The sequence below is a fragment of the Burkholderia aenigmatica genome (assembly GCF_902499175.1).
GTDB lineage: Bacteria > Pseudomonadota > Gammaproteobacteria > Burkholderiales > Burkholderiaceae > Burkholderia > Burkholderia aenigmatica.
Window position 1 is genome coordinate 25,231 of the sequence record NZ_CABVQC010000013.1, and the last position, 22,470, is coordinate 47,700.

A 22,470-nucleotide genomic window follows, 5' to 3' on the forward strand; every position below is an offset into this window, starting at 1 on the left:
TTCACGCGGCGCGCGACAGCAGCAGCGCGTTGGTCCGCTTCACGAAGCTCGCCGGATCGTCGAGCATGCCGCCTTCGGCCAGCAGCGCCTGATCGAACAGCAGGTGGCACCAGTCGCCGAAATCGGCGCTGTCGGCCTTCAACTGCTTCACGAGCGCGTGCTCCGGATTGATCTCGAGGATCGGCTGCATCGCCGGCGCGTTCTGGCCTGCCGCCTTCAGCATCCGCTGCAGGTAGCCGCTCATGTCGTTGTCGTCGGCGACGAGGCACGACGGCGAATCGGTCAGGCGGAACGTGACGCGCACTTCCTTCACCTTGTCGCCGAGCGCTTCCTTCATCTTCTCGACGACGGGCTTGATCGCCTCGCCTGCCTGCTCCTGCGCCTTCTTCTCTTCGTCGTTCAGCTCGCCGAGATCGAGGTCGCCACGTGCCACGCTCGCGAGCGGCTTGCCGTCGAATTCCTGCAGGAACGACAGCATCCATTCGTCGACGCGATCGGTCAGCAGCAGCACCTCGACGCCCTTCTTGCGGAACACTTCGAGATGCGGGCTGTTCTTCGCCGCCTGCCATGCGTCGGCCGTCACGTAGTAGATCTTGCTCTGCTCGGGCTTCATGCGCGACACGTAGTCGGCGAGCGACACGTCCTGCGCGTCGGTGTCGCCGTGCGTCGACGCGAAGCGCAGCAGCTTCGCGATGCGTTCGCGGTTCGCGTGATCCTCGCCGAGGCCTTCCTTCAGCACCTGGCCGAACGCGCCCCAGAAGGTCTTGTACTTCTCCTTGCCGGCATCGTCTTCCGCGTTCGCGAGCTCTTCGAGCATCGACAGCGCGCGCTTCGTCACGCCTTCGCGGATCGCCTTCACGTCGCGGCTTTCCTGCAGGATCTCGCGCGACACGTTCAGCGGCAGGTCGGCCGAATCGACGACGCCCTTCACGAAACGCAGGTATTGCGGCAGCAGCTGCTCGGCGTCGTCCATGATGAACACGCGCTTCACGTACAGCTTCAGGCCGCCGCGATAGTCGCGGTTCCACATGTCGAACGGCGCGTGCGCCGGCACGAACAGCAGTTGCGTGTATTCGCTGCGGCCCTCGACGCGGTTATGCGTCCACGTGAGCGGATCCTGGTGGTCGTGCGCGATGTGCTGGTAGAACTGCGTGTACTGCTCGTCGGTGACGTCGCTCTTCGAACGCGTCCACAGCGCGCTCGCCTGGTTGACGGTCTCGTCCTCGTCCTTCAGGACCATCTCGCCCTTTTCCTGATCCCACTCTTCCTTCTGCATCAGGATCGGCAGCGCGATGTGGTCGGAATACTTCTGGATGATCGACTGCAGGCGGTGCGACGACAGCAGCTCGTCCTCGCCTTCGCGCAGGTGCAGCGTGATCGTCGTGCCGCGCTGCGCGCGCTCGATCGCGTCGATCGTGAAATCGCCCTCGCCCGCGCTTTCCCAGCGCACGGCTTCGCTTGCCGGCAGGCCCGCGCGACGCGTCTCGACGGTGATCTTGTCGGCAACGATGAAGCCCGAGTAGAAACCGACGCCGAACTGGCCGATCAGCGCCGCATCCTTCTGCTGGTCGCCGGACAGCTTCGTGAAGAATTCCTTGGTGCCCGAACGCGCGATCGTGCCGAGGTTCGCGATCGCCTCGTCGCGGCTCATGCCGATGCCGTTGTCGTCGATCGTGATCGTGCGCGCGGCCTTGTCGTAGCCGATGCGGATGCGCAGGTTCGGATCGTTTTCGTACAGCGCGTTGTCCGCGAGCCCTTCGAAACGCAGCTTGTCGGCCGCGTCGGACGCGTTCGACACCAGTTCGCGCAGGAAAATTTCCTTGTTGCTGTAGAGCGAATGGATCATCAGGTGGAGGAGTTGCTTGACCTCTGCCTGAAAGCTCATCGTTTCATGTGCCATGGATGCTGTTTCCTCTTACTTGAACTTGAATGGTGTGGCGCAGGCGTCCGGCGCGCGATGCCGGCCGGCCCGTGAAAGGCTGCCGCCTGGCGCAAGCGGTTTGCGCGGGTATCTGGGGACGGCACGCCCGATTTCAAGGGCCGGCGTGCCGCCCAGGGTCACGACGCGCGGCGCGCGGCCGAATCGATATAACGTGACAGCAGCCCCGGCAGCGCCGGATCGCCGCAATTCGCGACGTTGAAGCGCATCCACGTCGACGGCGATTGCTGCGGCGAGAACAGGCTGCCCGGCGTCAGCAGAAAGCCGGCCTCGTGCGCGACCGCCGCGAGCGCGTCCGAATCGACGCCCGTGTCGGCCCACAGGAACATCCCGGCCGCCGGCATCGTGAAGAGGCCGAGCCCCGTGCGCTCGAGCATCCGCGCGGTCTTGTCGCGCACGCCGTCGAGCCGCGCGCGCAGCCGCTCGACGTGGCGACGGTAGTGCCCTTCGGTCAGGATCTTGTAAAGCACGCGCTCGTTCAGCTCGGGCGTCGTCATCCCGACCAGCATCTTCTGGTCGGTGACCGCCTTCGCGATCTCCGGCGCGCAGGCGACATAGCCGACCCGCAGGTTCGCCGCGAGCGTCTTCGAATAGCTGCCGAGGTAGATCACGCGCTTCAACTGGTCGAGGCTCGCGAGGCGCGTGGCCGGATAGCTCGGCGGGCACAGGTCGCCGTACACGTCGTCCTCGACGACGAGGAAGTCGTACGCCTCCGCGAGCTTCAGGATCCGGAACGCCTGCGCGGCCGACAGCGACGTGCCGGTCGGGTTCTGCAACACCGAATTGATCACGAGCATCTTCGGCCGCCACATCTGCACGAGCGTCTCGAGCGCGTCGAGATCGGGGCCGTCCGGCGTGTACGGCATCCCGACGAGCTGCGCGCCCTGCGCCGCGAAGCGGCCGAACATCTGGAACCAGGCCGGATCGCCGACGATCACCGCATCGCCGGGCTTCACGTAGATCCGCGAGATCAGGTCGATCGCCTGCGTGATCCCCGACACCAGCACGATCTGTTCGGGCTTCGCGCCGATCTCCACTTCGGCGAGACGCGTCTGCAGTTGCTGGCGCAGCGGCAGGAAACCCTGCGCGGTGCCGAAGCCGAGCATCTGCGCGCCGGACTGGCGCCCGAGCGCGCGCAGCGCGCCGGTGATCAGTTCGCCGTCGAGCCAGCGGCCCGGCAGATAGCCGAGACCCGGCCCCTTTTCCGGGCTGACGGTGTGCAGCATGTTGCGCAGCAGCCAGACGACGTCGATCGTGTTGTGCACCGGCGCGGCCTCGGCCACGCGTGCGACGCTGTCGGCCGGTTGCGGGCCGGCGGCCGTGCGCTCGCGCACGTAGAAGCCCGAGCCGCGCCGCGAGTCGAGGTAGCCCTGCGCGACGAGCCGCTCGTACGCCTCGACGACGGTGAAGCGCGACACGCTCTTGTCGAGCGCGAGCTTGCGGATCGACGGCATCCGCATGCCGGGACGGAACACGCGTTCGTCGATGCGCCGCCGCGCCCACTGGACCAGCTGGTCGACGAGCGTGAGCGTGGCCGTGTCGTGCGGCACGGGAATCTGGGCGAGTGGGACGGTGGACATGGGCGGCGGCTCCAACTGTACCGAAGGCTATCGCGCCGATTGTACCGTTACTGTGCCGGTAGCGACGATTACAGTTGACCGGCATGGCGACCCTGCGGCCGCCGCTTTGGCCCCGCCGCACCGGGTACCGCGCCCACCGGCCTGCATCGCGGCCGGTACGCCGGCCGGTCCGGCCACCGCCCGGCGCATCGCCTGCCCACCATGACACTTTCGCTTCCCGACCGACGTTCATGCCAGCCCGCTCCCTGACACTCGACCATCTCGTGATCGCCGCGCGCACGCTCGACGAAGGCGTCCGCCACGTTGCCGGCGCGCTCGGTATCGAACCGGCCGGCGGCGGCCGCCACCCGCTGATGCGGACCCACAATGCGCTGTTCGGCGCGTGGGGCGGGCTCTACCTCGAAGTGATCGCGATCGACCCCGACGCGCCGGCGCAAGACGACGGCGCCAAGCCGCCGCGCGCGCGGCTGTTCGGCCTCGACGATCCGGCCATGCATGCGCGGCTCGCACAAGGTCCGTTTCTCGCGCACTGGGTCGCGCGCGTCGACCGTCCGCGCCAGCTCGCGCTGTGGCAGAGCCAGTACCCGGCGCGCATCCCGCCGGTCGTCGCGATGCGGCGCGGCGACCTGAGCTGGGGCCTCACGGTGCCCGACGACGGCGCGTTCCCCGCGTGGCAAGGCGCGGGCGACGGCCTGCTGCCGTCGCTGATCCAGTGGGACAGCGCGCACCACCCGGCCGAATCGCTGCCGGGCGACGGCGTCGCGCTGAAGGCGCTCAAGGGCGTCCACCCGCGCGCAGACGTGCTTCGCGAGCAGCTCGACTGGCTCGGCGCCGCGCACCTGCTCGACCTCGAAGCCGCCGACGGCCCGCCCGCGCTCGTCGCCGAATTCGACACGCCGCAGGGCGCGCGCACATTGCGCTGAACGCCCTCCTCCCCCTCAACGACACCAATACCGGCAACACGGAGACACCCCTCACATGAATTCGCGCGAAACCCGGGGCATGCTGCTCGGCCTCATCGGCGTGATGATCTTCAGCCTGACGCTGCCGATGACGCGTATCGTCGTCTCCGAACTCCATCCGCTGCTCAACGGGCTCGGCCGCGCGCTCGCCGCCGCGGTGCCGGCCGGCCTGCTGTTGTGGTGGCGCCGCGAGCCGCTGCCGACCCGCGCGCAACTGAAAAGCCTCGCGATCACGTCGCTCGGCGTGATCATCGCGTATCCGGTGTTCTCCGCCTGGGCGATGAAATCGGTACCGGCGTCGCACGGCGCGGTGGTCAACGGCCTGCAGCCGCTGTTCGTCGCGCTGTACGCGGCATGGCTGTCGCACGAGCGGCCGTCGAAGGCGTTCTGGGTCAGCGCGGTGGCCGGCAGCGCGCTGGTGATCGCGTTCGCGCTGCGCGACGGCGGCGGCACCGTGCAGGCCGGCGATGCGCTGATGCTCGTCGCTGTCGGCATCGGCGCGCTCGGCTATGCGGAAGGCGCGCGCCTCGCGCGCCAGATCGGCGGCTGGCAGGTGATCTGCTGGGCGCTCGTCGTGTCGGCGCCGTTCCTCGTGTTGCCGGTCGGCTGGCTCGCCTGGATGCAGCATGCCGCGCATCCGGGCCCGCTCGCGCTGCGCACGTGGCTCGCGTTCGGCTACGTGACCCTCTTTTCGCAGTTCATCGGCTTTTTCGCGTGGTATGCGGGGCTCGCGATGGGCGGCATCGCGCGCGTCGGCCAGGTGCAACTGCTGCAGATTTTCTTCACGATTGCCTTTTCCGCGCTGCTGTTCGGCGAAACGGTCACGCCGTCGACGTGGCTGTTCGCGGCCGCGGTGATCGCCACCGTGGTGCTCGGGCGCCGCTCGGCGGTCGCCACCGCCGCGCAACCGGCTCGCGCCGGCTGAACAGCTGCGCCATAATGGACGTTTTGCCTGATCGGTTTTGCCCACCCGGCCGCGAAGGCTCGATCGCGCTCGTGCCTGCCCACCCGGCAGCGTCGAAGCGATTTGCCCGAACGACCTTTCTTGACTGACCACGATATCCGAACGAGGAGACTATGAATCCGAGCGACCTGCATCCGCCGCACTGGCAGCTTTCCGAACGCGCACGCAAGCTGACGAGCTCTGCAATCCGCGAGATCCTGAAGGTCACGGAACGCCCCGAGGTCATCTCGTTCGCCGGCGGCCTGCCCGCCCCCGCGACGTTCCCGGCCGAGCGCATGCGCGCCGCCGCCGATCGCGTGCTGCGCGACGCGCCGGCCGCCGCGCTCCAGTACAGCGCGACCGAAGGCTACCTGCCGCTGCGCGAATGGATCGCCGAGCGCTACAGCGTGCGCGTGTCGCAGGTGCTGATCACGACCGGCTCGCAGCAGGCACTCGACCTGCTCGGCAAGGCGCTCGTCGATCCGGGCAGCCCGATCCTCGTCGAAACCCCGACCTACCTCGGCGCGCTGCAGTCGTTCTCGCTGTACGAGCCGCGCTACGTGCAGGTGCCGACCGACGAGCAGGGCCTGCTGCCGGAAGGCCTCACGCCCGAACTCACGCAAGGCGCGCGCCTCTTGTACGCGCAGCCGAACTTCCAGAACCCGACCGGCCGCCGCCTGCCCGTCGAGCGCCGCCGCGCGCTCGCCGCGTTCGCGCAGTCGAGCCCGTTCCCGGTGCTGGAAGACGATCCGTACGGCGCGCTGAACTACCGCGGCGAGCCGCTGCCGACGATGCTGTCGATGGCGCCCGATCACATCGTGCACCTCGGCACCTTCTCGAAGGTGCTCGCGCCGGGCCTGCGGATCGGCTACATCATTGCGCCCGAGGAACTCCACTTCAAGCTCGTGCAGGCCAAGCAGGCCACCGACCTGCACACGCCGACGCTCACGCAGCGCATCGCGCACGAAGTGATCAAGGACGGGTTCCTCGACGAGCACATCCCGACGATCCGCGAGCTGTACAGCGCGCAGTGCGACGCGATGCTCAGTGCGCTCGAGCGCCACATGCCGGAAGGCGTCACGTGGAACCGGCCGGAAGGCGGGATGTTCATCTGGGTGAACCTGCCCGCGCAGATCGACAGCATGAAACTGCTCGCCACGGCCGTCGACAACCACGTCGCCTTCGTGCCGGGCGCACCGTTCTTCGCGGACAACGCGCAGCAGAACACGCTGCGCCTGTCGTTCGTGACGGTGCCGCCCGAAAAGATCGAGGAAGGCGTCGCGCGCCTCGGCAAGCTGCTGCGCGAGCGCCTCTGATCCCCTTTTTCCTGTCACGACTCTCAACGAGGAATCGAATACATGGCTAACGTCTACGACAAACTCAAGTCGCTCGGTATCGAGCTCCCGACCGCCGGCGCACCGGCCGCCGCCTACGTGATGAGCGCGCAAACCGGCAACACGGTCTTCCTGTCGGGCCACATCGCGAAGAAGGACGGCAAGGTCTGGGCCGGCAAGCTCGGCGCCGATCTCACGACGGAAGACGGCAAGGCCGCTGCCCGCTCGATCGCGATCGACCTGCTCGCGACGCTGCACGCGCACACCGGCGACCTGAACAAGGTCACGCGCGTCGTCAAGCTGATGAGCCTCGTCAACTCGACGCTCGACTTCACCGAACAGCACGTCGTGACGAACGGCGCGTCGGAACTGATCGCGGAAGTGTTCGGCGACGCCGGCAAGCACGCGCGCTCGGCCTTCGGCGTTGCGCAGATCCCGCTCGGCGCGTGCGTCGAGATCGAGCTGATCGCCGAAGTGGCGTAACGAGCGCATCGCGATGTCCGACCATCGGGTCCGTTTCAAGCAGGTCGACGTGTTCACGTCGGTGCCGTTCAAGGGCAACGCGCTCGCCGTGGTGTTCGACGCCGATTCGCTCGGCGACGACGACATGCTCGCGATCGCCCGCTGGACGAACCTGTCGGAAACGACGTTCGTCTGCACGCCGACCGATCCGGAAGCCGACTACCGCGTCCGGATCTTCACGACGGAGGGCGAACTGCCGTTCGCCGGCCACCCGACGCTGGGCACCGCGCATGCGTTCCTGGAAAGCGGCGCGCAGCCGCGCACGCCGGGCCGGCTGATCCAGCAGTGCGGGGTCGGCCGGGTCGCGCTGCGCGAGCAGGCCGACGGCTGGGCATTTGCCGCGCCGCCGGCACGCGTCACGCCGCTCGACCGTTCGGACTACGCGGCGCTGGCTGCCGCGTTGCGCAGCAACGCGATCGACCTGGAGGCCGAGCCGTGCGCGGTCGACAACGGTGCGCCGTGGCTGGTCGTGCGGCTGAAGTCGGCCGATGCGTGCATCGGCCTGTCGCCCGATCCGGTCGCGCTGGCGGCGCTCACGCACCGCTACGGCATGGACGGCCTCGCGGTCTACGCGCCGCACGCCGACAGCGGCCCCGCGACGTTCGAAATCCGCTGCCTGATGACGGGCGGCAACTTCGGCTTCGGCGAGGATCCCGTCACCGGCAGTGCAAACGCGGCGCTCGCCGGGCTGCTGACGCGGCAGGAACGCCGCCCCGGCCAGTCGTATACGGCCCGCCAGGGGACGGCGATCGGCCGTGAGGGCCGCATCTTCGTCCGCTACGACGAAGACGGCACCGCGTGGATCGGCGGCCAGGTCGTCACGGTCGTCGACGGCACCTTCCTGTCCCCCGCGTAACATTTCGCGATGTGCGATGGCGCCGGCCCGTCCGGCGCCCCCTACGATTCGCCCAACTATCGCAAAAGCGTTCCAGCCAGTAATATCGGGCCTAATCCGTTGTTTCGGAGGTCTGTCCATGGTTGCGTGTCCCGCGAACGAACAGACGTCGGGACAACCCGAACCCTAGACGGCCATCCAGACGGATGGCGCACGCGAGCAGGACGCCACCCTCTTCGATGAGCTCCGCCCGGTCCAACCACACGCCGCCGACCCGGCCGCTACGCGCGCCGCGCAAATCGCGCCGGCGTGCGCTATTTGCGATCCCGCTGCTCGGGATGCTGGCGCTTGCGCTGCTGTGGGCCGTGATCATCGCGCGTCTGTCGGTGGAAAAGGACAGCGCGTACAAGGAAGCGGCGGCTTCCGCCGCGATCCTCTCCTCCGCACTCGAGCAGCACACGGTCAAGGCGATCCATCAGGTCGACCAGATCACCCGCTTCGTCAAGTTCGAATTCGAGAAGTCGCCCGCGCGCTTCAACCTCGCCAGCGCCGTCGAGAAAGGCGTCGTGCCGAGCGACACGCTGATCCAGGTGTCGCTCGTCAACGCGAAGGGCATCCTGTTCGCGAACACCGCCGAGCTGCATCCGCAGCCGATCAACCTGTCCGACCGCGAGCACTTCAAGGTCCACCTCGCGCACAACGACGACCGCCTGTTCATCAGCAAGCCCGTCCTCGGCCGCGTGTCGAGCCACTGGACGCTGCAGATGACGCGGCGCCTGAACAACCCGGACGGCAGCTTCGCGGGCATCGTCGTCGTGTCGGAAGACCCGAGCTACTTCACGAACGACTTCTACAACAACGCGGCGATCGGCAAGGAAGGCGTGATCGCGGTCGTGTCCGATACGGGTGCCGTTCTCGCGCGGCGCACGGGCTCGGTCAGCAACGCGCCGGGCGCGTTTTCGGCGTCGGGCGTCTACCCGATCGCCGAGCGCGTGACGGGCACGATCATCGACCCGATCGACGGCGTGACGCGCATCGTGTCGTACCGCCACCTCGACGGCTACCCGCTCGCGGTGATGGTCGGGCTGTCGCAAACCGAGGAATTTGCGGACTACTACCATACGCGCAACGTCTACCTGCTGATGACGAGCTTCATCACGCTCGCGATGCTCGCGTTCTTCGGCGTCGCGACGGGCCTGATCGGCAAGCTGCTCGGCCGCGAGCGCGAAATGACGCAGCTCGCCGAATACGACCTGCTCACCGGCCTCGCGAACCGCTACGCGACGCTGCGCGGGCTGCGTAACGACGTGTCGATGCCGACGAGCCTGTCGCGGCTCGGGCTGCTGTTCATCGATCTCGACAACTTCAAGACCGTCAACGACACGCTCGGCCACAACGCCGGCGACATCGTGCTGCAGATGACCGCGTCGCGCCTGTCCGATGCGGTCGGCGACGAAGGCTCGCTTGCGCGCATCGGCGGCGACGAGTTCGTCGTGGTGATGAAGGGCGACGACGTCGAGCGGCGCGCGGTGCGGCTCGCGGAAGCGATCATCCGGATGTTCGGCGAGCCGTTCGACGTGCGCGGCAGTTCGTTCGTGCTGCATGCGAGCATCGGCATCGCGCTGCACACCGTCGCGAACGAAAGCGAGATCGACCTGCTGAAGAAGGCCGATCTCGCGATGTACAGCGCGAAGGACGCCGGCAAGAACTGCTACCAGTTCTACGCGCCGCACCTGTCGCACCGCGCCGACCACCTGATGCGCTGGGAACAGCAATTGCGCGTCGCGCTCGCCGAGGGGCAGCTGTTCCTCGCATACCAGCCGAAGATCGACCTCACCCACCGCACCATCACCGGCTTCGAGGCGCTCGCGCGCTGGGACCACCCCGAACACGGGATCATCTCCGCGAACGAATTCATTTCGATCGCCGAATCGACCGGCCTGATCGTGCCGATCGGCGACTTCGTGATCCGCACCGCGTGCGAGCAGATCGCACGCTGGCGCGACGAGGGCCACGACACGCTGACGCTCGCGGTCAACATCTCGCCGGTGCAGTTCTGGCGCGGCGACCTGATCGAGACGATCTCGCGCACGCTGCAGGAAACCGGCATCGACGCGAACCGCCTCGAAATCGAGATCACCGAAACCGCGATGATGGAGTATCCGGAACTCGTGTCCGAGAAGATCGTCGCGCTGAAGAAGCTCGGCATCCGGATCGCGCTCGACGATTTCGGCACCGGCTATTCGTCGCTGTCGTACCTGCACCGCTTCTCCGTCGACACGCTGAAGGTCGACCGCTCGTTCGTGCAGGCGATCCCGAACGATCGCAGCGTGTGCGTGATGGTGTCGTCGATCGTGCATCTCGCGCGCTCGCTGGGCCTGACCGTCGTCGTCGAAGGCACGGAAACCGAGGAGCAGATCACGTGGCTGTCCGCGCTCGGCGAGATCGAAGCGCAGGGCTTCCTGTTCTCGCGACCGGTGCCGGCCGACGCGATTCCCGCGCTGATCGCACGCTTCGGCGTGCGCGCCGAACCGCCGAACGTGATCGCGCATCGCGCGACCGGCAGCACGGGCGCGTGAGCGCACCGCAGCCGTGGCGGGCCTTGCGCGTACCATCATTGTTTCGTTTTCCGATCTGATTGTTTAGTTCATGAACTAGCGTTTCCGCGCATGGCAGTGTCACGGTGCGCGGCGGACAATTGGGAGGGCCAACGTGTCGGCGGGCCGCCGGCATGGCTATACACGAGAGATCGGGCCTCCGGCCCACCCTACCAACATGACAACCGTCGAAATCGAAGCGACTGCTGATGTCGAACAGGCGCAGGCTTCCCTGTGGAACCTGTTCAAAGTCGTTGCGAGCATTTCGGCGGTCTCGTGGGGCGGACTGTCGATGATGGCGCAGCTCGAACGCCACTACGTGGAACGGCTGCGGCGCATCGAGCCTCACGTATTCGGCGATCTCGTCGCGCTGGCCTGGCTCGTGCCAGGCCCCGTCGGCTGCAACGTGGCGGTACAGGTCGGCCAGATCCTGCACGGCCGCATCGGCGCATGGGTCGCCGGCCTCGCGAGCGTGCTGCCGTTCTCCATCCTGATGACGCTGTTCGCGATCTTCTATCGCACGCCACTCGTGCGCTCGCTGGCCGCGCCGATGCTGATCAATCACTTCGGGATGGTGCTCGCCGCGCTGATCGGCGTCACGTGGGTCAAGCAGTTGCGCTCGCTCGCGCGCACGCGGCGCGAACAGCTGATCGCCGCGCTGTCGACGATTCTGCTCGGTTTTGCGCATAATCCGGCCGCCTTCGTCGGGATTCTTTTCGCCGCGTTCGCGGCGGGCTGGCTGACGGGGCCACCGCAACGCGACGCGGTCGATGTCACGCTGTCGGCCCGCGACCGCAACCTGCTCGTGCTGCTCGGCGTGCTCGTCACGCTGTTCGCGATGCCGCTGCCCGGCGACTATCAGGCGACGCTGCTGTGGCCGCGCCTCGCCGGCGCCGGCATGACACTGTTCGGCGGCGGCTTCTCCGCGCTGCCCGTGCTCAAGACGCTGTTCGTCACGCCGGCAACGGGCATCTCCGATCACGACTTCACGCTTGCGTTCGCGTTGTCGCCCGTCGCACCGGGGCCGCTGCTGAATGTCGTGCCGTTTCTCGGCTACCTGACCGACGGCTGGGTCGGCGCGCTGGCCGCGACGGCCGCGCTGTTCATTCCGTCGGGCTGCCTCGTCGTGTTCGCGCAGAACCACCTGTTCCGGCTCAAGCGCCATTCGCGCTTCGAACACGGGATGCGCCTGTTGCGCGCGGCGACCACGGGTTTTCTCGTCGTCGCCGTCGTGAAGATCCTGCACCGCGAGCCGGCCGACCCCGTTTACTGGCTGACGGGCGCCTTCGCGACGCTGTGCTTCGCGCGCTTCAAAGTGCCCGTCTATGCCGTGTACGGCACCGTCGCGGCTGCGTGCGGCGTGTGGCTGTGGGCCGCCGCGCGCTGACGGCGACGGCCGCCGGCCTCTGCCGGCATTCGCCGGTCTCGCTCGTCCTCAACCTGCCTGCACCGCAACCCGGCGCTCCATCCAGCGAGCGCGCAGCGCGTCGTATGCGAGGTTGAAGCAGAACGTGTAAGGCAGGAAGAACAGCACGATGCCGAGGTCGAGCAGCAGCGCCTCGACGAGGCTCACGTTCAGCCACCACGCGGCAACCGGCACCACCATCGCGACGAGACCGAGCTCGAACATGATCGCATGCGCGATCCGCATGCCGAGCGTGCGCTTCAAGCCTGCCCGCCGCTCGAAGCGGTCGAACAGCGTGTTGAACGCCATGTTCCACGCCATCGCGATCAGCGACACCATCACCGTCAGCACGCCGACGTGCGACACCGGCATGTCGAGCAGCCACGCGCCGATCGGCGCGCACAGCGCGATCGCGATCAGCTCGAATGTCAGTGCATGCAGCAGCCGTTCCGTCACTGTTTTGTTGATCTGTTTCATGATTCCCTCCGATTCGTCTACTTCGTTCATGGCAGCCATTTTGATCGGCACAACCGTATGAATCCAGTTTGATATCATCGGTTTTACCGATATAACGCCGCCAGGAGTGCTGCATGCGCCACGCCCCCGAAGCCCTGCTCGCATTCGCCGAAGCCGCGCTGCTCGGCTCGTTCACGGCCGCCGCGCGCAAGCTCGGCAAGCGCCAGTCGACCGTGTCGGAGGCGATCGCGAACCTCGAGATCGATCTCGGCGTGCAGTTGTTCGACCGCTCGACGCGCGCGCCGACGCTGACCGATGCCGGGCGCGCGCTGCTGCCGCAGGTGCAGCGCGCGCTCGAGGCCGGCGCGGCGATCGACCGCATGGCCGCGCGGCTCGCGCGTGGCGAGGAAGCACGGCTGACGCTCGTCGTGTCCGACACGTACCAGTCGAAGCGCTACGAGGAAACGTTGATGGCACTCGAACGGCGCTTTCCGGCGCTTGAGCTCGAATGCCAGATCGCCGAGCACGAGGACGTGCTCGACCTGATCCAGCAAGGGCGCGCGCAGCTCGGGCTGATGGCCGCGCGCGCGGCCTATCCGGCCGATATCGGCGCGGCGACGATCGCGGAGGAATCGGAGATCGGGCTATTCGTCGGCCGCACGCACCCGCTCGCCGAATACGGCGACGCCGACGTGCCGCACACCGCGCTGCGCGACGTGCGCGAACTGCGCCTCAATACCTACGTGAAGACGGAAGGCCGCAGCGCCGACGACCGGATCGTCGTCGGCACGCAGCACTGGCTGGCACCGAGCTACCTGATGCTGCTGGAGATGGCCGTGCTGGGGTTCGGCTGGGCCGAACTGCCGCGCTGGATGGTCGACCACTTTGCGCACGATCGGCTGTGCGAACTGCGTGCGCGCGGCTGGCCGCGCCGCGTGCGGGTCGATGCGGTCTGGTCGCGCAACCGGCCGCTCGGCCCGGCCGGCTCATGGCTGCTCGACGCGATGCTGGCCGCGTAGCGGCGCTTGCAGCGCACCGGCGGCTGCACGCCGGCCGACCGCTCCGGTCAATCAGAAACCGCGAGACAGCACCGCCGCGCCGATCGTGACGACGCCGAGCACGAGGTTCACGACGACGAGCAGGCGCACCGTGTTCACCGCGCGTGCGCCGTCCGGCCACTTTTGCGCCTGCACCGCGCGGCGGATGCGCGGGAACAGCGCGAACCGGATATGCCCGAAGATCAGCATCATCACGACGCCGAGCCCGGCCATCGCGTGCAGCGACCACGTCGCGTGCGCGCCACCGAATTCCATGAGCAGGAAGCCGCCGGACAGCAGGATCACGATCACGGAACCCGATACCCAGTTGAAGAAGCGGCCGAACACGCCTTCGATCAGCGGCAACCGAAGCTGCGGCGACAGGTCGGACAGCGCCGGGCGCAGGCAGAAGTTGGCGAAGACCATCCCGCCCACCCACACGGCGACGGCCAGCAGATGAAGAAACAGCGCGACGGCGACAGCATGGGACATGACGGCAATCCTGTGAGGAGTTGGGTGCGGCGAACGGCCGCGTCGCACGCGGCATCGAGCGACGTTCGACCGGATTGTCGCTGCGCGGTTCAGACCCCAGGCGCGATTTCACACTATTTTGCAAGTTCCGCGTGACAGCGCCACGCTTGCTTACCCGAATCCCCACGCCCAAAAGAAAAGGCCGCACGTCCGCCGAAGCGGAGGTGCGGCCTTCGATCGCGGCCGAACCGGACGATCGATCGTGCGTCGCGTCAGCCGAGCAGCGGACGCAGCTCGCTGACGACCTTGAGCTTCGTCTCCGGCGCGCGGCCCTTGCGCGCGCGCTTGCCGACGTGCGGCGCGAGCGCCGCGTACGACAGCGTCTCGTCCATCGCCTTGCCGCCACGGCCCGTGCCGATCAGCACGACGCCGGCCGGATCGATCGCGAGCGCCTGCACGAGCGTTTCCTTGTCGTCGAGCGCCATCAGGATCACGCCGCGACCGCCGCCGGACAGCGTCTTCATCTCGTCCATGCCGAACACCAGCAGGCGGCCGCCGCTCGACAGGCAGGCAACCTGCTTCGCGTTCGGCAGCACGGGCATCGGCGCGAGCGGCACCGCGCCTGCGTCGATCGTCATGAACGCCTTGCCGGCCTTCACGCGGCTCACCATGTCGCCGACCTTCGCGAGGAAGCCGAAGCCGTTGCTCGACGCGAGCAGCAGTTGCTGGTCGGCCGGCGCCGCGTAGTAGTGCATCAGGTGCGAGCCCGATTCGAGCTCGATCAGCGACGTGACCGGCACGCCGTCACCGCGCCCGCCCGGCAGCACCGACACGTCGACCGAGTACACGCGGCCGCTGCTGCCCCACGCGATCAGACGATCCGGCGTGCGGCACTGGAACGCCGCGTACAGATGGTCGCCGGCCTTGAACGAGAAGCTGGCCGGGTCGAGCCCGTGGCCCTTCAGCGCACGCACCCAGCCCTTCTGCGACACGACCACCGTCACCGGCTCGTCGACCACCTTCGCCTCGAAGGTCGCGCGCTTTTCCTGCTGGATCAGCGTGCGGCGCTCGTCGCCGTACTGCTTCGCGTCGGCCTCGATCTCCTTGATCATCAGCCGCTTCATCGCGCTTTCGTTTGCGAGCAGTTCCTCGAGCTTCGCCTTTTCGTCGCGCAGCGCTTCGAGTTCCTTCTCGATCTTGATCTTCTCGAGCCGCGCGAGCTGACGCAGCCGGATTTCGAGAATGTCTTCCGCCTGCCGTTCGCTGAGGCCGAACGCGCTCATCAGCGCGGCCTTCGGCTCGTCCGACTCGCGGATGATGCGGATCACCTCGTCGATGTTCAGGAAAACGATCATCCGCCCTTCGAGGATGTGGATGCGGTCGTCGACCTTCGCGAGACGATGGCGGCACCGGCGCGTCATCGTCAGCTGGCGGAACTTCACCCATTCGTCGAGGATCGTCAGCAGGCCCTTCTGGCCCGGCCGGCCGTCGGCGCCGATCATCACGAGGTTCAGCGTCGCGTTCGATTCGAGGCTCGTGTACGCGAGCAGCGTGTTCACGAATTCCGTCTGGTCGATCGTGCGCGACTTCGGCTCGAACACGAGCCGCACCGCCGCTTCCTTGCCCGACTCGTCGCGCACCGCGTCGAGCAGGTCGAGCATCGCCTTCTTCGTGTTGAGCTGCTCGGGCGTCAGCGTCTTCTTGCCGAGCTTGAGCTTCGGGTTCGTCAGCTCCTCGATTTCCTCGAGCACCTTCTGGCCCGACGTACTCGGCGGCAGCTCGGTGACGACCAGTTGCCACTGGCCGCGCGCGAGATCCTCGATCTTCCAGCGCGCGCGCACCTTGAGGCTGCCGCGGCCCGTTTCGTAGGCCGCCGCGATTTCCGCGTCGCTCGAGATGATCTGGCCGCCGCCCGGGAAATCCGGGCCGGGGATCAGGTTCATCAGCTCTGCGTGCGTGAGCTTCGGATTGCGGATCAGCGAGACCGCCGCCGCTGCGACTTCACGCAGGTTGTGCGACGGGATTTCGGTCGCGAGACCGACCGCGATGCCCGACGCGCCGTTCAGCAGCACGAACGGCATGCGGCTCGGCAGCGTCTTCGGCTCTTCGAACGAGCCGTCGTAGTTCGGCATGAAGTCGACCGTACCCTGGTCGATCTCGTCGAGCAGCAGCTTCGCGATCGGCGTGAGACGTGCTTCGGTGTATCGCATCGCCGCCGCGCCGTCGCCGTCGCGCGAGCCGAAATTGCCCTGCCCGTCGATCAGCGGGTAGCGCAGCGAGAAATCCTGCGCGAGACGCACCAGTGCGTCGTACGCCGACTGGTCGCCGTGCGGGTGGTATTTACCGAGCACGTCGCCGACCACGCGTGCCGATTTCACCGGCTTCGCGTCGGGGCCGAGGCCCATTTCGTTCATCGCGAACAGGATCCGGCGCTGCACCGGCTTCTGGCCGTCGCACACGTCGGGCAGCGCGCGGCTCTTCACGACGCTGACCGCGTAGCTGAGATACGCCTGCTCCGCGTAGTTGCCGAGCGTCAGCGCTTCGGCATCCGGTGCATCGGGGCCGGCGAAGAGATCGGAAGTGTTGTCGTCCATCTGAATTCCGTATTCGTAAGTGGCGTGAGGCCGGGCCGGGTGTCATGCCCGGCCGCGCAGGTGCTCGGCTTAGATGTCCGCTTCGACGTCGTTGCCCTTTTCCTCGAGCCAGCCGCGCCGCGCGGCTGCCTCGCCCTTGCCCATCAGCATCGTCATGCGCGCGACGGTCGCCTCGTAGTCGAGCTCGCCGAGCTTCACCGGCATCAGGCGGCGCGTGTCGGGGTTCATCGTGGTATCCCACAGCTGCTCGGCGCTCATTTCGCCGAGACCCTTGAAGCGGCTGATGCTCCATTGCGTCTCGCGCACGCCGTCCTTGCGCAGCTTGTCGAGGATCGCTTCGAGCTCGCCGTCGTCGAGCGCATAGAGCTTCTGCGCGGCCTTCTTGCCGCGCGCGGGCGCGTCGACGCGGAACAGCGGCGGGCGCGCAACGCACACATGGCCGCGCTCGATCAGTTGCGGGAAATGCTTGAAGAACAGCGTGAGCAGCAGCACCTGGATGTGCGAGCCGTCGACGTCCGCGTCCGACAGGATGCAGATCTTGCCGTAGCGCAGGTTCGACAGGTCGACGCTTTCATCGGGGCTGTGCGGATCGACGCCGATCGCGACCGAGATGTCGTGCACCTCGTTGTTCGCGAACAGGCGGTCGCGCTCGGTTTCCCACGTGTTCAGCACCTTGCCGCGCAGCGGCAGGATCGCCTGGTATTCCTTGTCGCGGCCCATCTTCGCGGAGCCGCCCGCCGAATCGCCCTCGACGAGGAACAGTTCGTTGCGCGCGATATCTTCCGTCTCGCAGTCGGTCAGCTTGCCGGGCAGCACCGCGACGCCCGAGCTCTTGCGCTTCTCGACCTTCTGGCCGGCGCGCGTGCGCGCCTGCGCCTGCTTGATCACGAGTTCGGCGAGCTTCTTGCCGTGCTCGACGTGCTGGTTCAGCCACAGCTCCAGCGCAGGACGCGAGAACGACGACACGAGCTTCACCGCGTCGCGGCTGTTCAGGCGTTCCTTGATCTGCCCCTGGAACTGCGGATCGAGCACCTTCGCGGACAGCACGAACGACACGCGCGCGAACACGTCTTCCGCGAGCAGCTTCACGCCCTTTGGCTGCAGGTTGTGCAGCTCGACGAAGCTTTTCACCGCCTGGTAGAGACCGTCGCGCAGGCCGGATTCATGCGTGCCGCCGGCCGGCGTCGGGATCAGGTTCACGTACGACTCGCGCACGAGCGAGCCTTCCTCGCTCCATGCGACGACCCACGACGCGCCCTCGCCTTCGGCGAAGGTGTCGTCGCCCGAACGCGAATCGGCGAAACGCTCGCCTTCGAACAGCGGGATCAGCAGCTCGCTGCCGTTCATTTCGTCGAGCAGGTAGCCGCGCAGGCCGTCTTCATACTTCCACGTCTGGCGCTCGCCGCTCTTCTCGTTGACGAACACGACCTCGACGCCCGGCAGCAGCACGGCCTTCGAGCGCAGCAGGCGCTGCAGTTCGCCGAGCGGCAGGTTCGGCGAATCGAAGTACTTCGGGTTCGGCCACACCTGCACGCGCGTGCCGGATTTCTTCTCGCCGCGGCCTGCGCCCTGCGTCGAGAGCGGCTTCACGACATCGCCTTCGGCGAAGCCGAGTTCCGCGATCTTGCCGTCGCGCCAGACCGTCACATCGAGGCGCGTGGCCAGCGCGTTCGTCACCGACACGCCGACGCCGTGCAGGCCGCCGGAGAACGTGTAGGCGCCACCGGCGGCCTTGTCGAACTTGCCGCCCGCGTGCAGGCGCGTGAATACGATCTCGACGACCGGCACACCCTCTTCCGGGTGCATGCCGAACGGGATGCCGCGGCCGTCGTCTTCGACGGAGACCGACTGGTCGGCGTGCAGCGTAACCGTGATCTGCTTGCCGTATCCGCCGAGCGCCTCGTCGGACGCGTTGTCGATGACTTCCTGGATGATGTGCAGCGGATTCTCGGTACGGGTGTACATGCCGGGCCGCTGCTTGACCGGCTCGAGACCCTTGAGCACCTTGATCGATGCTTCGCTATAGGCCGCGCTGGGTTTCTTCGTTGACATAGGCGCTGAATTTCGTCATTCATCGGGACGTTGTCCACACCTCGTGTGGATAACGTCGTGGACAAAACGTTGAGTTCCGTAAAAAAGCGAATCGAAACAACGGTGTGCTTGGACTGCTCCGAAAGCGGGCGCGCGGCGTGCGCTGCGCTGCCCGGGACGCGCGGTATTTTACTGGTTCCGCGTGGCACGCCAATCGCGGAATCGCGCGCAGCGGCCACCGGCCGCGCGACGCGTCTGCGTATTACGCGGGCTTGCGCTTCGCCTCGAGCGTTTCCCACCGTTCGAGCGCGGCGAGCAATTCGTCGTCGATCGCCGCGAACCGCTCGGTCAGGCGCGTGCCTTCCTGCGGATCCTTCGCGAAAATCGAGCCGTCTTCGAGCCTGGCGTTGATGGTCTTCTGCTCCTCTTCGAGCGCGGCGATCTTCTCCGGCAGCGAATCAAGCTCGCGCTGCTCGTTGAACGACAGCTTCACCGTGCGTTGCGCGTTGCGGCCCGCGGCGCTTTTCGCCGCGTCTTCCTTGACGGGTGCCGCATCCTTGACCGCACGCTTCGCGGCTTCCTGCTGCGCGAGCTGATCCGCGCGCGCGCTCTGGATCTGCCAGTCGCTGAAGCCGCCGACATACTCGCGCCACTTGCCGTCACCCTCGGCCGCGATCACCGACGTCACGACGTTGTCGAGGAACGCACGATCATGGCTGACGAGCAGCACCGTGCCGTCGTAGTCGGCCAGCAGCTCCTCGAGCAGTTCGAGCGTCTGGATGTCGAGGTCGTTGGTCGGTTCGTCGAGCACCAGCACGTTGGCCGGACGCGCGAACAGGCGCGCGAGCAGCAGCCGGTTGCGCTCGCCGCCCGACAGCGACTTCACCGGCGAACGCGCACGCTCCGGCGCGAACAGGAAATCGCCGAGATAGCTCATCACGTGCTTGCGCACGCCGCCGATCTCGACCCATTCGCTGCCGGGGCTGATCGTATCCGCGAGGCTCTTTTCCTGGTCGAGCTGCGCACGCATCTGGTCGAAATACGCGACCTGCAGGTTGGTGCCGATGCGCACCGTGCCTTCGTCGGGCTTCAGTTCGCCGAGAATCAGCTTGAGCAGCGTCGTCTTGCCGGCGCCGTTCGGGCCGATGAAGCCGATCTTGTCGCCGCGCATCACCGTCGTCGAGAAGCGATCGACGACCGCGCGGCCGCCATAGCGCTTCGTCACGTCGGTCAGCTCCGCGACGATCTTGCCGGACTTCTCGCCCTGCGCGACGTCGAGCTTCACGTTGCCCAGCGAGTTGCGGCGCTCCGCGCGCTCGTTGCGCATCTGCACGAGCCGCGCGATGCGGCCGACGCTGCGCGTGCGGCGCGCTTCGACGCCCTTGCGGATCCACACTTCTTCCTGCGCGAGCAGCTTGTCAAACTTCTCGTTTTCCACGCGCTCGATTTCGAGTTGCTGCGCCTTGCGCGTCTGGTATACGGAGAAATTGCCCGGGTACGACAGCAGCCGGCCGCGGTCGAGATCGACGATGCGCGTTGCGACGCGGTCGAGGAACGCGCGATCGTGCGTGATGAACAGCAGGCCGGCGCGCTGCGCGACCAGCAGCTCTTCCAGCCAGCGGATGCCGTCGAAGTCGAGGTGGTTGGTCGGTTCGTCGAGCAGCAGCACGTCGGGCTGCAGCACCAGCGCGCGCGCCAGCGCGACGCGCTTCTGCATCCCGCCCGACAGCGCGTCGACGGGTGCGTCGACGTCCGCCAGGCCGATCTGCGCGAGCGTCATCGACACACGCGTGCGCCAGCTCCACGCATCGTGCGCATCGAGCGACGACTGCAGCGCGTTCATGCGCGCGAGCAGCGCATCGTGTTCGGCGCCTTCGGGGATATCCGCGAGGCGGTGCGCGATCGAATCGTATTCTTCGAGCAGTTCACGCGTGTGCGCGAGCCCCGACGCGACTGCATCGAACACCGTCGCGCCCGGCTCGAATTCAGGCTCCTGCGGCACATAGACGGTCACGAGTTCCTGCTGGCGCGTGACCAGCCCGTCGTCGGGCTTCGCGAGCCCGGCGACGATCTTCAGCAGCGACGACTTACCCGCGCCGTTGCGGCCGATCAGGCCGACGCGCTCGCCGGCTTCCAGCGAGAAATCCGCGTGATCGAGCAACGCGACGTGACCGAACGCGAGCTGCGCGCCGGAAATGGAATAGAGCGACATGGGGAGACGGCGAAGAGAGAAATCGGAAGCGCCCATTGTACCGGTCGCGGGCGCCGCCACCGCTATGGCTGGACGGACTAGGCCGGTAAACGGGTTGAGAGGCAGGTTGGAACGCGCTTTTGACGGCAGGCAGCGGCCATCGACGCGCAGCGACGCGATGCGATGGCGCGACGGGTGCACCCGGCTTTCGGTAGCGGAGCCGCGCCGCGGGTTCTGAGCGAAAGCCAACGTCGGCCGGATGCCTGTGGCCGGCCGATCGACCATCCCGCGCCGGACGCCTCGGGCGCCCGTACGCGGCACGCGTGATTACTTCACGTTGACCGTGATCGTCGAGCTCATTTCGGGGCCGTACGACCGGTGGATGCCGTCGCCGAACTGCAGCGTCAGCGTGTGCTGGCCGGGCGGCAGCTTGATTTCGGTTTCGGTCTGCGCCTTGCCGAAGTGCAGCGAGCGCTCGCTTGCGGGAATCACGTCGCCCTTCGGAATCGGCCGGCCGTCGATCAGCAGGTGATGATGGCCGGTATTCGGCGTCATGTCGCCGGCGGGCCGAAGCTCCATCCCTTCGAGCCCGAACTTCACGTGCACCGGATTCGACACCGTCGCGCCGTCGCTCGGCGCTTCGAAATACACGCGCGCCTCGGCCCGTGCGACCGTCGACACGGCCATTGCCGCCACGCATACCGCACCTGCGATCCACTTTCTGTTCAGCATCGCATTCTCCTTATGATTGGACAGCCCCGGAAGCATACACCTCGCGAACGGCAACCGTGTTTCGGTTGAATTGTTCGCGATGCGTACGTTTAAGACGACGTTGCGGAGCCGTTCGGCGAAATTCCGGTACCATTGCGCCTTTCGTCCGCCGGCGACGCTGCGGACGGCATCACCGAATTTCCCTTTTCCCGAGCGCTACATGAGCGAAGTAACCGAATACCAGAGCTGGGTCTGCCTGATTTGCGGGTGGGTCTACAACGAAGCGGAAGGGCTGCCCGACGAAGGCCTCGCGCCCGGCACCCGTTTCGCCGACATCCCCGCCGACTGGCGCTGCCCGCTGTGCGATGTGGGCAAGGAAGATTTTGTCGTCGTCGATTTCTGATTCGCTGACTCGCTGATTCCCTGGTTTTCCGATCGCGGCTGATTGCGCGATCGCGCGCGTCGGCGTGCATTCCGCCCCGCCGATGCGCCGCGCGTTTGCTATACTCTGCGCGCTGTCCACACCGCCGTCCGGTTCGCGTTTTTTGCGCGTTTCACCCGGACATGGCTCTCCCCGTAGTTCAATGGATAGAACAAGCGCCTCCTAAGCGCTAGATACAGGTTCGATTCCTGTCGGGGGGACCAGCCAAGCTCTCAGCCATCCCCTAGATTCACAAGAATCTCCTTACTTCGCCCCGTCTGGTGCTTCTCTAGCTCCCAGCCTTACCCGAGACTGTAGTAACGGTCGGAGAAGGTGTTGAGATTGTCGTTGGTATCAGCAGATACCAACATTGCCTATCACTGACACACAGAAATCGCATCAGCTCGGTAACGCATCAACATTGGCCACGCCAACGCGCCC

Annotated in this window: 17 protein-coding genes and 1 tRNA gene; 10 read left to right on the forward strand and 8 right to left on the reverse strand. The window is 66.9% G+C overall.

Features of this window, described 5'->3' with window-relative positions:
- Position 1: 1 nt before the first annotated feature.
- Both htpG and BDO18943_RS11765 read right to left on the reverse strand, forming a co-directional pair.
- Positions 2 to 1,900, reverse strand: coding sequence for a molecular chaperone HtpG (gene htpG / locus BDO18943_RS11760; protein ID WP_175022432.1), 1,899 nt, complete (start codon positions 1,898 to 1,900; stop codon positions 2 to 4).
- 158 nt (positions 1,901 to 2,058) lie between these two features.
- Positions 2,059 to 3,519: an aminotransferase-like domain-containing protein gene (locus tag BDO18943_RS11765; protein WP_043189062.1), complete on the reverse strand. Its 1,461-nt coding sequence runs from the start codon at positions 3,517 to 3,519 to the stop codon at positions 2,059 to 2,061.
- A gap of 230 nt (positions 3,520 to 3,749) precedes the next feature.
- Here BDO18943_RS11765 and BDO18943_RS11770 point away from each other — a divergent pair, with 230 nt between their 5' ends.
- The 7 genes from BDO18943_RS11770 to BDO18943_RS11800 all read left to right on the forward strand — a co-directional run bounded on the left by BDO18943_RS11770 (position 3,750) and on the right by BDO18943_RS11800 (position 12,099).
- Entirely contained in the window at positions 3,750 to 4,442 is a 693-nt protein-coding gene (locus tag BDO18943_RS11770; protein WP_175022433.1) for a VOC family protein, read from the forward strand.
- 55 nt (positions 4,443 to 4,497) lie between these two features.
- Positions 4,498 to 5,406 (forward strand): DMT family transporter, encoded by a 909-nt coding sequence (locus BDO18943_RS11775; RefSeq protein ID WP_175022434.1) that lies wholly within the window; start codon positions 4,498 to 4,500, stop codon positions 5,404 to 5,406.
- Positions 5,407 to 5,558: 152 nt separating this feature from the next.
- Positions 5,559 to 6,740 (forward strand): aminotransferase-like domain-containing protein, encoded by a 1,182-nt coding sequence (locus BDO18943_RS11780; protein ID WP_043189067.1) that lies wholly within the window; start codon positions 5,559 to 5,561, stop codon positions 6,738 to 6,740.
- 42 nt (positions 6,741 to 6,782) lie between these two features.
- Positions 6,783 to 7,241: a RidA family protein gene (locus BDO18943_RS11785; RefSeq protein WP_043189069.1), complete on the forward strand. Its 459-nt coding sequence runs from the start codon at positions 6,783 to 6,785 to the stop codon at positions 7,239 to 7,241.
- A 13-nt stretch (positions 7,242 to 7,254) separates the two neighbouring features.
- Entirely contained in the window at positions 7,255 to 8,136 is an 882-nt protein-coding gene (locus BDO18943_RS11790) for a PhzF family phenazine biosynthesis protein (RefSeq protein ID WP_175022435.1), read from the forward strand.
- Positions 8,137 to 8,354: 218 nt separating this feature from the next.
- On the forward strand, positions 8,355 to 10,694 hold the full coding sequence (locus BDO18943_RS11795) for a bifunctional diguanylate cyclase/phosphodiesterase (protein WP_043189074.1): 2,340 nt from the start codon (positions 8,355 to 8,357) through the stop codon (positions 10,692 to 10,694).
- A gap of 196 nt (positions 10,695 to 10,890) precedes the next feature.
- The gene (locus tag BDO18943_RS11800; RefSeq protein WP_175022436.1) at positions 10,891 to 12,099 is read left to right on the forward strand and encodes a chromate transporter; all 1,209 of its coding nucleotides are present in this window, start codon (positions 10,891 to 10,893) and stop codon (positions 12,097 to 12,099) included.
- Positions 12,100 to 12,147: 48 nt separating this feature from the next.
- Here the strand turns inward: BDO18943_RS11800 and BDO18943_RS11805 are convergent, their stop codons facing one another.
- Positions 12,148 to 12,594 (reverse strand): multidrug/biocide efflux PACE transporter, encoded by a 447-nt coding sequence (locus BDO18943_RS11805; protein WP_175022437.1) that lies wholly within the window; start codon positions 12,592 to 12,594, stop codon positions 12,148 to 12,150.
- A gap of 113 nt (positions 12,595 to 12,707) precedes the next feature.
- Between BDO18943_RS11805 and BDO18943_RS11810 the strand changes: the two genes are divergently transcribed.
- Entirely contained in the window at positions 12,708 to 13,592 is an 885-nt protein-coding gene (locus BDO18943_RS11810; RefSeq protein ID WP_043189081.1) for a LysR family transcriptional regulator, read from the forward strand.
- Between the two features lie 51 nt (positions 13,593 to 13,643).
- Here the strand turns inward: BDO18943_RS11810 and BDO18943_RS11815 are convergent, their stop codons facing one another.
- The 5 genes from BDO18943_RS11815 to BDO18943_RS11835 all read right to left on the reverse strand — a co-directional run bounded on the left by BDO18943_RS11815 (position 13,644) and on the right by BDO18943_RS11835 (position 21,629).
- Positions 13,644 to 14,102, reverse strand: a complete 459-nt coding sequence (locus BDO18943_RS11815) for a CopD family protein (RefSeq protein ID WP_043189083.1) — start codon at positions 14,100 to 14,102, stop codon at positions 13,644 to 13,646.
- A gap of 251 nt (positions 14,103 to 14,353) precedes the next feature.
- Positions 14,354 to 16,675 (reverse strand): DNA topoisomerase IV subunit A, encoded by a 2,322-nt coding sequence (gene parC, locus BDO18943_RS11820; protein ID WP_175022438.1) that lies wholly within the window; start codon positions 16,673 to 16,675, stop codon positions 14,354 to 14,356.
- Between the two features lie 69 nt (positions 16,676 to 16,744).
- Positions 16,745 to 18,727, reverse strand: coding sequence for a DNA topoisomerase IV subunit B (gene parE / locus BDO18943_RS11825; protein WP_175022439.1), 1,983 nt, complete (start codon positions 18,725 to 18,727; stop codon positions 16,745 to 16,747).
- 241 nt (positions 18,728 to 18,968) lie between these two features.
- The gene (locus BDO18943_RS11830) at positions 18,969 to 20,918 is read right to left on the reverse strand and encodes an ATP-binding cassette domain-containing protein (protein WP_456151295.1); all 1,950 of its coding nucleotides are present in this window, start codon (positions 20,916 to 20,918) and stop codon (positions 18,969 to 18,971) included.
- A gap of 306 nt (positions 20,919 to 21,224) precedes the next feature.
- Positions 21,225 to 21,629, reverse strand: a complete 405-nt coding sequence (locus tag BDO18943_RS11835) for a DUF4399 domain-containing protein (protein WP_175022441.1) — start codon at positions 21,627 to 21,629, stop codon at positions 21,225 to 21,227.
- A 199-nt stretch (positions 21,630 to 21,828) separates the two neighbouring features.
- On the opposite strand from BDO18943_RS11835, the gene BDO18943_RS11840 reads away from it, so the two are divergent.
- Both BDO18943_RS11840 and BDO18943_RS11845 read left to right on the forward strand, forming a co-directional pair.
- On the forward strand, positions 21,829 to 22,011 hold the full coding sequence (locus tag BDO18943_RS11840; protein ID WP_011352822.1) for a rubredoxin: 183 nt from the start codon (positions 21,829 to 21,831) through the stop codon (positions 22,009 to 22,011).
- 167 nt (positions 22,012 to 22,178) lie between these two features.
- A tRNA-Arg gene (locus BDO18943_RS11845) sits at positions 22,179 to 22,253 on the forward strand.
- Positions 22,254 to 22,470: the final 217 nt, after the last annotated feature.